Raw genomic sequence first — 13,357 nt, forward strand, 5'->3', positions numbered from 1 at the left:
GCGGCCGCCCTCAGCGCGCGGCGACGGCGGTCGCCGCGCTGTGCGAGCTGATCGCCGCTGCCGCGGCGCTGTGCGAGCTGATCGCCGCTGCCGCGGCGAAGCCGAACGCGCCGCCGGCCACGGCCGGCAGGATGGTGACGCTGTCGCCGTCGGAGAGCTTCGCGTCGAGCGCGCCGAGGAAGCGGACGTCCTCGTCGTTGACGTAGACGTTCACGAAACGGTGCAGCGCGCCGGCCTCGGTGACCAGGCGGCCACGCAGCCCGGCGTGCCGGGAGTCCAGGTCGGTGAGCAGGTCGCCCAGCGTGTCGCCGGCGCCCTCGACGACCTTGGCGCCGCCGGTGTAGCTGCGCAGGATGGTGGGGATGCGAACTTCGATGGCCATGATGTCGTGCTCCTCAAACGGGTGTGCCAACGGTGACGGGACGGAACGGGTGCGAACGCTGACGGGTCAGCGGCCGGAACACTCGTAGTCGACCGTCGCCGGGCTCTGCCCGAACATGTAGGACTGCACGGCGTGCGGGTCGACCCCGGCCTCCACGATCTGGACCGGCTCCTCGGTCACCACGCCGTCGACGATCCGGAACGACCGGATCTCCTCCGAGTCGGGCTCACGGGTCGAGACGAGCAGGTAGTGCGCGCCCGGCTCGCCGGCGAAGGAGACATCCGTCCGGGACGGGTACGCCTCGGTGGCGGTGTGCGAGTGGTAGATGACCACGGGCTCCTCGTCCCGGTCGTCCATCTCCCGCCACACCCGCAGATGCTCCATCGAGTCGAACTCGTAGAAGGTCATCGACCGGGCGGCATTGTCCATCGGGATGTGCCGGGTCGGGGTGTCGCTGCCGACGGCACCGGCGACGACGCCGCACGCCTCGTCGGGGTGGTCCCGGCGCGCGTGGGCGACGATCGCGTCGATGATCGACCGGTCGATGCTCAGCACGTGCACCAGCCTAACGCCTACCGGTCAGGCCCTGAAGTGGTGCCGGTCACGCCTAGTCGATCAAGGCGTTGAGCAGCGACTCCTGTAGATACCCGAGATACGCGTAGACCGACAGTTGGAACACCCGGCTGGAGCCGGGATCCTCGGTCACCGCGTCGTCCAACTCCTCACCCAGGTCCGTGCCGTCCTTGATCTCCAGCCGGACGCCCATCGCCAACCGCGCGTCGTTGAGCGCCCGCAGCCACGCCTCGGCCGCCTCGGCGTCCAACCGCACCTCGCCGCCGGCCTCGTCGGGCAGCGCGGCCAGGATGGCCCCCGCCTGGTCGATCTTGGCAGTCTTCAGATCACCCTCGGTGTAGCGGCGGAACTCCGCGGTGCCGCTCGCATCCTTCGGGTAGACCGCCGGGAACAGCCGGCCCACGACCGGGTCCGTGTGGTCGAAGCCGTCGGTGAGCAGACCAACCACCTCGGAGGCGACCTTCCGCAACACCCGCACCTCGTCCACGGCGAAGGTGGCGACATAGCGGCCGGCCTGCCGCCGGAACATGCTCACGAGCGGTCCACCGTCGCCCACAGCCCGTACGCGTGCAACTGCGACGCGTCGTGCTCCATCCGCTCCCGGGCGCCCGTGGAGACCACGGCGCGGCCCTTGTGGTGCACGTCCAGCATGAGCTGTTCCGCCCTCTCCCGGCTGTAGCCGAACAGCTTCTGAAAGACCCAGGTCACGTACGTCATCAGGTTGACCGGGTCGTCCCACACGATCGTCACCCATTGCCGGTCGGGCGCCGGCACCTCGTCAGTGGCCGGCGTCTCGACCGGTGCAACCTGTGGAGCCGCCATGCCCCCCATCGTGCCACCGGTTTCCCGGAACCGAGGAACCGGAACGCCGGGCGAACCAGGATCACCCGCCGCGGCCACCCCGGAGCCGGCCCGCACCCCGTCGGACGCGAGGCGCGGGGCGGGCCCGAGCCGGGAGATGGCCACGCCGTCAGGCGAGCAGGATGCCGTGGTCGACTGCATCGGAGAGCACCACGCCCAGCGAGAGGCGGATCACCTCGAACCGTCGGGAGATCTCCCGGGACAGCTCCAGCTCGACCTCCCGCAACGCCCGCTGGGACCAGGCCCGCGCGGCGCTGTGGTCATCGTTGCCCGGGGTACGCCACTGCTGCCAGCACCCGCCGGAGAGCGCCACCGCGACCGGCGGAAGCACCTCGTCACGGGTCACCGTCGGATAGCCGGCGAGCGCGTCGATCGCCTCCGTGCCGGTCAGCCCGGCGACACCCGCCGTACTCGTGATCAGCAGGACCCGGTCCAGGTCGCGCCCGGAGCGGTGGTCGGCCAGGCCGTACTGGACGGCGGTGGCGATCCGGCGGCGGACGCCCTCTGTCGGTGTCACGCCGAGCACCTGGGCGGCGGTGTCGGCCACGATGCCCCGCACCGCGTGGTCGCACTGCGCGGTGGCCAGCAGCGACAGCGCCGCCATCTCCCGGTCGAGCAGGTCCGGCAGGCCGGCGCAGCCGACCCCGAAGACGATCTCCTGGACGGCTCGGAGGTGGATGTTCGCCAACTCCAGTGCCAGGTGCTGGCGGATCCGCTGGGAGCAGGAGCGGACCTGTCGGTCGAGCCGCTCGGACCAGTCCCCCGGGTCGGCGGACACCGCCACCCGGTCGTGCTGCCCCGGCAGCACCGGCGGATCGGCGCTGGCCCGCTGCAACCCCTCGTTCGCCGACCAGCCCACCAGCGCCCGGCGCAGGTCAGCGGCGGAGTCAGCGCCGTCGACCGGGAACCACCGCGCGCCGGCCAGGGAGGGGACCGCGGCCAGCAGCGCCGCCCGGTGCGCCTCGACGATCACCGCCACCGGGTCCACCTCATCCGGCCGGCCGTCGGGCGGCGAGACGGACGCCCCCGCGTCCTCCGTCAGCACCCCGCCCTCGGCCGGCGGCGCCCAACCGGCCGCACCGGGGGTCACCGCGAAGACGACCTCCACCGGGGCGGCGGCCACCTCGGCGAGCAGATTCAGCTCCTGGGCCGTGAATGCCTGGTCGGCCGCGATCACGAAGAGCAGCGCGCCGGCCCGGCCGACGGCCTCGCGCAGCACCCGGACGCCGGCCACGCCGAGCGCGCCCGTGTCCGGTGTGTCGACCAGGGTGAAGTGGCGCAGCAGGGGCTCGGGCACGCTCAGCTCGACCCGCCGGGGTGGGCGGGCCAACGCCGGGCCGGCGGCGTCCCGGTCCGCGCCGTACGAGTGCGGCTGGCGGTAGCCGGGGACGAAGGCCGCCCGCGTGGGCACCTGGGCGTGCCGGACCAGCAGCCAACTGCCCGCCGGCACGGTGAGCATCACCGGGTCGAGCCCGACGATGCTGGCAAGGACCGCACGCCGGTCGGCGCCGGCCGGGCCGACGGCGACCACGCCGAGCGGCTCGTCCGCCCGGGGACGGGGCACGCCGAGGTCGGTGGGCAGCGGGCTACAGCTCGGCAGGTCGGCTGAGCTGGCCATGTCGCCGGGTGAGTCGAGCGAGGGGAGAGGGCCCTGCTGCATCGGGTGGCCTCCCGGGGCAGGCGACCGGCGCGCCGGTCGCGTGGAATTCCGGTGACACTACCCGGATGCCGGAAGAGTACGTTCGGCCGACCGACCAGGCGGAACACTTCGGATACTCACCGGTAATTGTGCGACTACTCAACTTCGGTGCGTGACGGTGCGGGCGCGGACGGAATTCGATGGATATGCTGCGCGGATGAGTCGATGGAAGTTCGTCGGCCGAACCGATGAGCTCAACCGCCTGCTGGCGGCGGTGACCGGCGAGGCCGGCCGAGGGCTCTTCTTCAGCGGCAGCGCGGGCATCGGCAAGAGCCGGCTGCTACGCGAGGGCGTCAACACCCTGCCCACCGACCGGTACGCGATCTGGTCCATCGCGGCCAGCGCCACCACGGCGGCGCTGCCCTTCGGCGGGCTGGTGCAGGTCCTCCCGGCGGAGCAGCCCCAGGGCCTCTCCCCCGCCGGCATACTCCGCTGGGCGCTGGGCGTTCTGCAACAGCAGGCCGCCGGCCGCCGGATCGTGCTCGCCATCGACGACGCGCACCTGCTCGACCCACCCTCCGCGGCGCTGGTGCATCTGGTCGCCCGCGCCGACAACGCCACAGTCGTGGGCACCCTGCGCGACGGCGAACAGATCCCGCTGCCGATCCGCGCACTCTGGACCGACGACCTGGTCGAGCACGTCGAGCTGACCCCCATGCCACCGTCGGAGACCGCCGGCCTGCTGGCGGCGATCCTGGGCGGCCCGGTCGACGCCGGCTCCGCCGACCGGCTCGGCCGGCTGTCGGCCGGCAACCCGCTGCTGCTGCGCGAGCTGGTGCACGCCGCCAGCGGCAGCGAGGAGTTGAAGCGCACCTACGGGATCTGGAAGTGGACCGGGCGGCTGGAGCTGGCACCCAGCCTCACCGAGCTGATCGACACCCGCGTCGGGCAGCTCACCGACGGCGTTCGCACGGTCGTCGAGCTGGTCGCCTTCGGTGAACCACTCGGCCTGCACCTGCTCAACCAGGCCGCCGAGCAGTCCGATGTCGAGTACGCCGAGGAGCGCGGCCTGATCACCGTCGTCCAGCACGACCGGCGGACCAACGTACGCCTGGCCCACCCGCTCTACGGCGAGGTGATGCGTCGCCGGTGCCCGGTCAGCCGCACCCGACGCCTCCAGGCGCACCTCGCCGAGCTGCTGGAACAGGTCGGCAAGCGCCGCCGCGACGACCTGCTGCGGGTGGCGGTCTGGCGGCTCGACTCGGGCACTGCACAGGACGCCGCCCTGCTCGTGGACGCCGCGATGCAGGCGTTCACCCGCTACGACGTGCCGCTGGCAACCCGGCTGGCCCGGGCCGCGCTGAACGCCGACGGCGGCTCGGACGCGGCGGAGCTGCTGGCCACGATTCTGATGTTCGCCGACCGACCGGACGAGGCGATCACCGTTCTCGACGCGGTGACCCCGGAGGCCGGGGACGAGCGGCGGTTCTGCCGGTGGCTGACCGTCCGCGGCATGGTCAGCTACTGGGGGCTCAGTCGAGAGTCCACGGTGGAGGAGATTGCGAGCCGGGTCGAGCAGCTCGGCGACTCAGCCGACCGCGCCCGGGTGCACGCCTTCGAGGCGATCATGCGGCTGCACCGGCTCGACACGGTCACCGCCGTACGGCTCAGCCAGACCGTGCTCGATCGGCCCGCGGCCAGCATCGCCGCCCGTGAACTGGCCCGCAGCACCATCGCGTACGTCCAGGCCGCCCAGGGTCAGTTGTCGCGCAGCGGCGCGGCCATCGCGCAGGTGCACTCCGCCGCGGCCAGTTGGCGCACCGACATGCCGTACCTGCAACTGGCCCTGGAGCTGGCCCGCGGCACCCGGCTCATGCTCACCGGCGACCTCGTCGGGATCGACGCGATCGTGGCCGACGAGTTCGCCGACCTGGCCGGTGCCGGTGACTTCCGGCTCGGCACCGGATACCTGGCCATTCTCCAGGCGTACGCCGCGCGGCTGCGCGGGCAGAGCGACTCGGCGATGCGGACGTCGTTGGGCGCCTGCGCGGTGCTGGCGACCAGCCGGGTCTACGCCGGTCTGGCCCAGGCCGAGAGGGCCCAGGCGGCGGCGCTGCGCGGCGACGCGGCGCAGGCCGCCGAGGCGATGGCCGAGGCCGATCGCACCCACGCGCCGGGCATGGCGGTGCTCTACCCGTGGCTGGAGCAGGCCCGGGGCGCGGTCCTCGCCGCGTCGGGTGACCTGCCGGGCGCCGTGAAGCAGCTCAACGACCTGGCCGACCGGCTGCGCGCGGACGGTTTCGCCGGGCACGAGGTGCACGTTCTGCACGACCTGGTCCGGTTGGAGCAGGCCGGCGCGCCCGTCGGGCCCACCTGCTCCGACGGTGGGCGGCGCACCGTGGCGCAGCGCCTCGCCGAACTGTCCGAGCAGGTGGACGGGGTGCTCCCACCGCTGCTGGCCCGGCACGCCCGGGCCGCGGTGACCGACTCCGCCGCGGATCTGCTCGCGGTCGCCGACGACTACGCCGCGCTGGAGCTGACGGTGTACGCCGCCGAGGCCACCGCACAGGCTCTGCACCGGCTGCGCCAGCAACACTCGGTGGCGGCAAGTGAGGCCCGCGAGCGTCTGGCGGGGCTGCTCAGCCGCTGCGACCTGATCCGTACGCCGGCGCTGCGGGCCGGGGCGCCGGTGCTGACCGAACGCGAGTGGCAGGTGGCCCGCCTCGCCGCGCACGGTGCGACCAGCAAGGCCATCGCCGAACGGCTCTACCTCTCCGCCCGCACCGTGGAGAACCACCTGCAGCGGATCTACACCAAGCTCGGCGTGACCGGCCGGTCCGAGCTGTGGGCCGCGCTGCGGTCGATCCCGGGCCACGAGGGCGGCGGCGCGGGCTGAACCTTAGGCTGGGGCGGTGAGCACCCTCCGCCCCGCGCTGCTGACCGACCACTACGAGCTGACCATGGTCAGTGCGGCACTCAAGGACGGCACCGCCGACCGCCGCTGTGTCTTCGAGGTGTTCAGCCGTCGGCTGCCCAGCGGCCGGCGCTACGGCGTCGTCGCCGGCACCGCGCGGCTGATCGAGCTGATCCGCGACTTCCGGTTCGACCCGGCGGAGGTCGATTTCCTGCGCCGCACCGGAGTGGTCGACGAGGCGGCGGCAGCCTGGCTCACCGACTACCGCTTCACCGGCGACATCGACGGGTACGCCGAGGGTGAGCTGTTCTTCCCCGGTTCGCCGATCCTGACCGTCTCCGGCGGCTTCGCCGAGTGCGTGGTGCTGGAGACGCTGGCGCTCTCCGTGCTCAACCACGACTGCGCGGTGGCGGCCGCCGCGGCGCGGATGGTCACCGCCGCCCGGGGCCGGGCGCTGATCGAGATGGGATCGCGCCGGGCACACGAGGAGGCGGCGGTGGCGGCGGCGCGGGCCGCGTACCTGGCCGGTTTCCGGTTCACCTCCAACCTCGCCGCCGGCGAGCGCTACGGCATCCCGACGGCGGGCACGGCGGCGCACGCGTTCACCCTGCTGCACGACGACGAGCGGGCCGCGTTCGCCTCGCAGGTGGCCACGCTGGGCAAGGACACCACGCTGCTGGTCGACACGTACGACATCAGCCAGGGCATCCGCAACGCGATCGCGGTGGCCGGGCCGGAGCTGCGGGCGATCCGGATCGACTCGGGTGACCTCGCGGTGATCGCGCAGCAGTCCCGGGAACTGCTGGACTCACTCGGCGCCACCGAGACGAAGATCATCGTCTCGGGCGACCTGGACGAGTACTCGATCGCGGCGCTGGCCGCCGAGCCGGTCGACATGTACGGCGCGGGGACGGCAGTGGTCACCGGCTCCGGGGCGCCCACGGCGGGGTTGGTCTACAAGCTCGTCGAGGTCGAGGGCCGCCCGGTGGTGAAGCGCTCCGAGCACAAGGCGACCATCGGTGGGCGCAAGGTCGCGGTCCGCCGGCACAAGCCGACCGGCACCGCCACGGAGGAGATCATCGTCCCCCAGGGTGTGCCCGACCGGCAGGCCAACGACCGGATGCTCCAGCGCTCGTACGTGATCGACGGCGAACCCGTGGGTCTGCCCACCCTCGACGAGTCCCGGGAACACCTGCGCGAGTGCCTCATCTCCATCCCGTGGGAGGGGCTGAAGCTCTCGGCCGGCGACCCGGCCGTGCCGGTCACTGTCGTACCCGCCGCCTGAGCCCGCTGATCCGACCTCGAAGGGACCCCGATGGCCGACGCGCTGATCATCGTGGACGTGCAGAACGACTTCTGTGAGGGCGGCTCGCTGGCCGTCCCGGGTGGCGCCGGGGTGGCCGCCGGCATCTCCCGGCTGCTCGCCGCCGAGCCGGACCGGTGGCGGCACGTGGTCGCGACGAAGGACTATCACATCGACCCGGGCGCGCATTTCGGCGATCCGCCGGACTTCGTCGAGTCATGGCCCCGGCACTGCGTGGTCGGCACCAGCGGCTCCGAGTTCCACCCCGAGCTGGAGACCGGTCGGGTCGAGGCGATCTTTCACAAGGGCGAGTACGCGGCGGCGTACTCCGGGTTCGACGGGCACGCCGACGACGGCGAGTGCCTGGCCGACTGGCTGCGTCGGCACGACGTGGACCGGGTCGACGTGGTCGGCATCGCCACCGACCACTGCGTCCGCGCCACCGCGCTCGACGCCGCCCGGGAGGGCTTCGCCACCACCGTCCTGCTGGAGCTGACCGCCGCGGTCGCTCCGGAGACCACCGACGTGGCGCTGCGGGCGATGGACGGCGTCGGCGTGATCCTGCACGGCGAGCCTGTGATCAGGGCCGCATGAGGCGGTAATGGGTTGGCCAATGGTCCGCCGCCGGTCGAGGATGTCGCCGGAGGTACGGACCAACGTGAACATGAAGCCTTACCGCGCAGCCCTCGCCCTGCCCGGCCTGCGGTCGCTGCTGCTGGTCGCCGTCCTCGCCCGCATCCCGCTCACGGCGACCGGGGTCACGCTGACCTTCCACGTCGTGCTCGACCTCGACCGGGGCTACGGCGCGGCCGGCCTGGTGGGCGCCGCCATCACCGTGGGCGCGGCGATCGGTGGGCCGCTGCTCGGCCGACTGGTCGACCGGCGTGGTCTGCGTCCGGTTCTGGTGCTCACCGCCATCGCCGAGGCGATCTTCTGGTCCACCGCGCCCACGCTGCCGTACCCCGTGCTGCTGCCGGCCGCCTTCGTGGCCGGCTCCTTGGCCCTGCCCATCTTCTCGGTGGTCCGCCAGTCGATCGCCGCCCTGGTCCCGGAAGATCAACGACGGCCGGCGTACGCGTTGGACTCCATGTCCGTCGAGCTGTCCTTCATGATCGGCCCGGCGCTGGCGGTGGCCCTGGTCACCGCGATCTCGGCGCAGACCACCATGTACCTCGTCGGCGGCGGCATCGTCGCCGCCGGGATCGCCCTGTGGCTGGTGAACCCGCCGATCCGCGGTGCCGCCGAACCCGCCGGCCCGCGGCGCCGGGTGCCTCGCCGGGAGTGGCTGACGCCCCGACTGCTCGCTGTGCTGGCGCTCAGCGCCGCCGCCACCCTCGTGCTCGGCGGCACCGACGTCGCGGTGGTCGCCGTCCTGCGGGCCAGTGGCGAGGTCGGCTGGACCGGCGTCGTGCTGGCCGGCTGGGCGATCGCCTCCCTGGCCGGCGGCTTCGCCTACGGGGCGGTGCACCGCTCGCTCTCTCCGCTGGCCCTGACCGCCGCACTCGCGCTCTGCACCATCCCGGTCGGGCTGGGCGGCGCGCACTGGTGGCTGCTCTGCCTGGCGCTGATCCCGGCCGGCGCCCTGTGCGCGCCGACCATCGCGGCCTCCTCCGACGCCGTCAGCCGTCTGGCCCCGGCCGAGGTACGCGGCGAGGCGATGGGCCTGCACGGCTCGGCGGTCACCGTCGGCATCGCGGTCGGCGCACCGCTCGCCGGCGCGGTGATCGACGGCAGCGCGCCGCTGTGGGGCTTCGTGGTGACCGGAGCGCTCGGCGCGCTGGTCACCCTGATCGTGCTCCCCGGCGAGCTGCGTCGCCGTCGCCACGCCGACGCGGCCACCCCGCCGGCGGTCGAGGCCGACCTCACCCCCGCCGCCCGCTGACTGCCGCTGGCTACCTCGGGCGACGGCCCGGGGGCGGCGGGCGGTGAAGCCGGTGGTCGGCGTCCCCGGTCGCTTTCCACACGCGCTGTCTGACCACGTCGGCGGCGCTACGCCGGGCCTGGCCTCGCCGTGCCGGACCAGATCACGCCGGGCCGGCCTGACCGGGCCAGATCACGCCGGGTCGGGCCGGGCCAGGCCGGGCGCTAGCGCTCGGGGGCGGCGCCCCGGATCGCCGTCCAGCCTGAGCGGCGGGCCGCCAGGGGTGCCAGGGCCTCGAACCTCGGGTTGCCGGCATGCACACACGCACCGGACATACCTGTGAGGCATAAATATGACTCACAGGTATGTCGCTCGTCAGTACTGTCGCCTCCGCAAGTCGGCCCAGAGGTGCGACATCGGCCGCGCAACGCCGGCGGAGAGCAGATCGGCCTGGGGTCGAGTCCGGCCAGAGCAGGCCATCGCCGAGCGGGGCCATCAGCGCCGAGCGGGCAGCACGGTAGGGCGGGACCGTCAGAGCCGGGTCGGACCGGGGCTGGGCCAGGCAGGCCGAGGCCCGGCTGGACATGGCGAAGGGCGCCGCTCCCGGTGGTCCCGGGGGCGGCGCCCGTCGTACGGTCGAGCGGGTTGAGCGTCAGTGCCGGTCGATGTCGCTGGCGACGTCCTCGCTGTAGCGAGCGCCGCCGTCCGACTCGCTGGTGAGCGGCTTGGAGCCACCCTCCGGCGGGCCGGCCAGGCTCTGACCGGCGGCCAGCTCCGGGAACTTCGCGTCGAACGCCGGCCGCTCGGAGCGGATCCGGGGCATCCGGTCGAAGTTGCGCAGCGGCGGCGGGCTGCTGGTCGCCCACTCCAGCGAGTTGCCGTGACCCCAGGGGTCGTTCACCTCGACCACCGGACCGGTCTTGTACGACTTCCAGCAGTTGTAGATGAACGGCAGCGTGGAGATACCGGTGATGAACGCGCCGACCGTGGAGATCGTGTTCAGCGTGGTGAAACCGTCGCCGGGCAGGTAGTCGGCGTACCGGCGGGGCATGCCCTCGGCGCCGAGCCAGTGCTGCACCAGGAAGGTGGTGTGGAAGCCGATCATGGTGAGCCAGAAGTGCACCTTGCCCAGGCGCTCGTCGAGCATCCGGCCGAACATCTTCGGGAACCAGAAGTAGATGCCGGCGAAGACGGCGAACACGATGGTGCCGAAGAGCACGTAGTGGAAGTGCGCCACCACGAAGTACGAGTCCGACACGTGGAAGTCGAGCGGCGGGCTGGCCAGCAGCACACCGGTGAGACCGCCGAAGAGGAAGGTGACCAGGAAGCCGACCGCCCACAGCATGGGCGTCTCGAAGCTGATCTGGCCCCGCCACATGGTGCCGATCCAGTTGAAGAACTTCATGCCGGTCGGCACCGCGATCAGGTAGCTCAGGAAGCTGAAGAACGGCAGCAGCACCTGGCCGGTGGCGAACATGTGGTGCGCCCAGACGCTCATCGAGAGCGCGGCGATCGCGACGGTCGCGGCGACCAGACCCTTGTAGCCGAAGATCGGCTTGCGGGAGAAGACCGGGATGATCTCGCTGATGATGCCGAAGAACGGCAGCGCCACGATGTAGACCTCGGGGTGCCCGAAGAACCAGAACAGGTGCTGCCAGAGCATCGGCCCGCCGGTTGCCGGGTCGTACACGTGGGCGCCGAGGATGCGGTCCGCGGCGAGCGCGAACAGCGCGGCGGCCAGCAGCGGGAAGACCAGGATCACCAGAAGGCTGGTGACCAGGATGTTCCAGGTGAAGATCGGCATCCGGAACATGGTCATGCCGGGCGCACGCAGGGTGAGCACCGTGGTGATCATGTTCACCGCGCCGAGGATGGTGCCCAGGCCGGAGATGGCCAGACCCATGATCCACATGTTGGCGCCGACGCCGGGCGAGTGCTCGACGCTGCTCAGCGGCGCGTACGCGAACCAGCCGAAGTCGGCGGCGCCGCCCGGGGTGATGAAACCGGCGGTCGCCATCGTGCCGCCGAACAGGTACAGCCAGTAGGCGAAGCTGTTCAGGCGGGGGAAGGAAACGTCGGGCGCGCCGATCTGGATCGGCACGATGTAGTTCGCGAAGGCGAACACGATCGGCGTCGCGAAGAACAGCAGCATGATCGTGCCGTGCATCGTGAAGAGCTGGTTGTACTGCTCGGGCGACAGGAACTGCAGCCCGGGTCGGGCCAGCTCAGCCCGCATGATCAGGGCCATCAGGCCGCCGACCATGAAGAACACGAACGCGGTGACCATGTACATGATCCCGATCTGCTTCGCGTCCGTGGTACGCAGCAGCCGCGCGATGGCCGACCCCTTGACCGGCTCCCGGACCGGCCAGGGCCGGGTCACGACCGGCTTGGGTGCGACGGTGGTCACGAGTGGCCTCCGGTTCTCGGTTGTCCCGCTCGGCACACGCTGTTTATCGGCGGGCCGTCATCCGCAAGGAGGATAGTCCCCGGCAGGTCGCAGCGCCGCGTGGGGTGGCGTGACACGATCTACTACGGGCCTACAGCGGGCCGACCAGCAACCGGTAATGCTCCCCGAAGATCCGTCCGCCGCGTCCGCGCAGCAGCGGGTCGCGCAGCGCCGGCGGCACGTCCCTGGTCCGGTTGCGGTCCCGGGTCCGGTCGGCCACCCAGCGGGTACGCGGGCGACGACGACTCTCGTACGCCACCAGCGCCGCCTCCACACTGCCAGCGGCGCGCAGCGACTCGGCCAGCACCACGGCGTCCTCCAGGGCCATCGCGGCACCCTGGGACAGGGTCGGCGCGGTAGCGTGCGCGGCGTCGCCGACCAGCAGCACCCGCCCCCGGTACCAGCGGCCCAGCTCGACCTCGTCGGTGATCCCGGCGTGCACCCGGTCGAGCATCTCCAGCACCTCGGGCACCGGGCCCCGGTAGTCGGCGAAGAGTTCGCGCAGCCGGGCCAGCGGGTCGGCGGGCGGCTCGGTGCCCGCCTCGTCGGCGTAGCAGTGCAGCCGCCCCTCCCCGATCGGCACCAGCAGCAGACCGGAGCGCTGCCCGAGCAGGGCGGTCCAGTCGGTGACCGGCGGGCCGTCACGCAGGACGGCCCGGTAGACGACGTGCCCGGCCGGGCGGGGCGGACCGCCGAGCGCGGCCAGGGCCCGGACCGAGGAACGCGGCCCGTCGGCGCCGATGACCAGGTCGTACTCGGTGCTGGTGCCGTCGGTGAAGGTGACCCCGACGGCGCGCGGGAGCAGGTCGAGGGTGCGGACCTCGGCGCCGTGTCGGACGGCGCCGCCGGCGCCGCTGAGCAGCACCCGGTGCAGGTCCGCCCGGGGCAGCGCCCGGCACTCGCCGACGCCGCCCCAGAGGGCGTCGAGGTCCACCTCACAGAGGGGCAGCCCAGCGGCGTCGAAGAAGCGCTGCCGGTGGATCACCTGCCCGAGCGGTCGGACCGGGTCGTGCAGGTCCAGCTTGTGCAGCGCGCGGGCGGCGTTGCCGGGCAGGTACAGGCCGGTCTCGGTCGACTCCCCCGGGGGCAGCTTGTCAGTGACGTCCGGCCGGAAGCCCGCCAGGCGCAGGGCCCGGGCCACGGCCAAGCCGGCGATGCCCGCGCCGACGATGAGAATGCGCAGGGGGGAGCCACCCATGGTGGTGTACGCCTCCGGAGGGGGAGCGGCACGCGTCGGAGGCAACACGCTACTCGGAGCGATCGGCGCACACCAGAGCCCGATCGGCCCGCCGGATCCGCTCGTCGGCTGTCCGCGCCGTTTAGCTGGCCGCCCGTGGACGCCCGTTCGGCGGCCGGATGGCAATCGTCACAATTC

At 72.6% G+C, this 13,357-nt stretch carries 11 protein-coding genes; 4 read left to right on the forward strand and 7 right to left on the reverse strand.

Annotation, left to right across the window (positions count from 1 at the left end):
• Positions 1-10: 10 nt before the first annotated feature.
• From ACGGAQ_RS00730 to ACGGAQ_RS00750, 5 genes are all read right to left on the reverse strand, one after another.
• On the reverse strand, positions 11-382 hold the full coding sequence (locus tag ACGGAQ_RS00730) for a MoaD family protein (protein WP_393043344.1): 372 nt from the start codon (positions 380-382) through the stop codon (positions 11-13).
• Between the two features lie 66 nt (positions 383-448).
• A complete protein-coding gene (locus ACGGAQ_RS00735; RefSeq protein ID WP_354855130.1) occupies positions 449-937 on the reverse strand; it encodes a M67 family metallopeptidase in 489 nt (162 codons plus the stop codon).
• A 52-nt stretch (positions 938-989) separates the two neighbouring features.
• Positions 990-1,484, reverse strand: coding sequence for a DUF2017 domain-containing protein (locus ACGGAQ_RS00740; protein WP_007456109.1), 495 nt, complete (start codon positions 1,482-1,484; stop codon positions 990-992).
• A gap of 2 nt (positions 1,485-1,486) precedes the next feature.
• Positions 1,487-1,777, reverse strand: coding sequence for an ATP-dependent Clp protease adapter ClpS (gene clpS / locus ACGGAQ_RS00745; protein ID WP_234581506.1), 291 nt, complete (start codon positions 1,775-1,777; stop codon positions 1,487-1,489).
• 148 nt (positions 1,778-1,925) lie between these two features.
• Positions 1,926-3,476, reverse strand: a complete 1,551-nt coding sequence (locus ACGGAQ_RS00750) for a hypothetical protein (RefSeq protein ID WP_393043347.1) — start codon at positions 3,474-3,476, stop codon at positions 1,926-1,928.
• Positions 3,477-3,672: 196 nt separating this feature from the next.
• On the opposite strand from ACGGAQ_RS00750, the gene ACGGAQ_RS00755 reads away from it, so the two are divergent.
• From ACGGAQ_RS00755 to ACGGAQ_RS00770, 4 genes are read left to right on the forward strand one after another with little or no spacing between them, the layout of a single operon-like run.
• Positions 3,673-6,351: a LuxR C-terminal-related transcriptional regulator gene (locus ACGGAQ_RS00755; RefSeq protein WP_393043349.1), complete on the forward strand. Its 2,679-nt coding sequence runs from the start codon at positions 3,673-3,675 to the stop codon at positions 6,349-6,351.
• 16 nt (positions 6,352-6,367) lie between these two features.
• Positions 6,368-7,654 carry a nicotinate phosphoribosyltransferase gene (locus tag ACGGAQ_RS00760; RefSeq protein WP_354855127.1) on the forward strand — a complete coding sequence of 429 codons (1,287 nt, stop codon included), beginning with the start codon at positions 6,368-6,370 and terminating at the stop codon, positions 7,652-7,654.
• Between the two features lie 30 nt (positions 7,655-7,684).
• The gene (locus ACGGAQ_RS00765) at positions 7,685-8,266 is read left to right on the forward strand and encodes an isochorismatase family protein (protein ID WP_393043351.1); all 582 of its coding nucleotides are present in this window, start codon (positions 7,685-7,687) and stop codon (positions 8,264-8,266) included.
• Positions 8,267-8,306: 40 nt separating this feature from the next.
• A complete protein-coding gene (locus ACGGAQ_RS00770) occupies positions 8,307-9,554 on the forward strand; it encodes an MFS transporter (protein WP_393045597.1) in 1,248 nt (415 codons plus the stop codon).
• Positions 9,555-10,185: 631 nt separating this feature from the next.
• Here the strand turns inward: ACGGAQ_RS00770 and ctaD are convergent.
• Both ctaD and ACGGAQ_RS00780 read right to left on the reverse strand, forming a co-directional pair.
• Complete coding sequence (gene ctaD, locus ACGGAQ_RS00775) at positions 10,186-11,943, reverse strand: cytochrome c oxidase subunit I (RefSeq protein ID WP_393043353.1); 1,758 nt, start codon at positions 11,941-11,943, stop codon at positions 10,186-10,188.
• Positions 11,944-12,073: 130 nt separating this feature from the next.
• Positions 12,074-13,180 carry an FAD-dependent monooxygenase gene (locus ACGGAQ_RS00780; RefSeq protein WP_393043354.1) on the reverse strand — a complete coding sequence of 369 codons (1,107 nt, stop codon included), beginning with the start codon at positions 13,178-13,180 and terminating at the stop codon, positions 12,074-12,076.
• Positions 13,181-13,357: the final 177 nt, after the last annotated feature.

Origin of the sequence: Micromonospora sp. NPDC047557, from assembly GCF_043205095.1 — a bacterium.
In the GTDB taxonomy this organism is placed as follows: domain Bacteria; phylum Actinomycetota; class Actinomycetes; order Mycobacteriales; family Micromonosporaceae; genus Micromonospora.

Coding starts and splice junctions, on each gene's coding strand:
- ACGGAQ_RS00730 (WP_393043344.1), bottom strand. CDS start 382: ATGGCCATCGAAGTTCGCATCCCCACCATCCTGCGCAGCTACACCGGC.
- ACGGAQ_RS00740 (WP_007456109.1), bottom strand. CDS start 1,484: ATGTTCCGGCGGCAGGCCGGCCGCTATGTCGCCACCTTCGCCGTGGAC.
- clpS (WP_234581506.1), bottom strand. CDS start 1,777: ATGGCGGCTCCACAGGTTGCACCGGTCGAGACGCCGGCCACTGACGAG.
- ACGGAQ_RS00750 (WP_393043347.1), bottom strand. CDS start 3,476: ATGCAGCAGGGCCCTCTCCCCTCGCTCGACTCACCCGGCGACATGGCC.
- ACGGAQ_RS00755 (WP_393043349.1), top strand. CDS start 3,673: ATGAGTCGATGGAAGTTCGTCGGCCGAACCGATGAGCTCAACCGCCTG.
- ACGGAQ_RS00765 (WP_393043351.1), top strand. CDS start 7,685: ATGGCCGACGCGCTGATCATCGTGGACGTGCAGAACGACTTCTGTGAG.
- ACGGAQ_RS00770 (WP_393045597.1), top strand. CDS start 8,307: ATGTCGCCGGAGGTACGGACCAACGTGAACATGAAGCCTTACCGCGCA.
- ACGGAQ_RS00780 (WP_393043354.1), bottom strand. CDS start 13,180: ATGGGTGGCTCCCCCCTGCGCATTCTCATCGTCGGCGCGGGCATCGCC.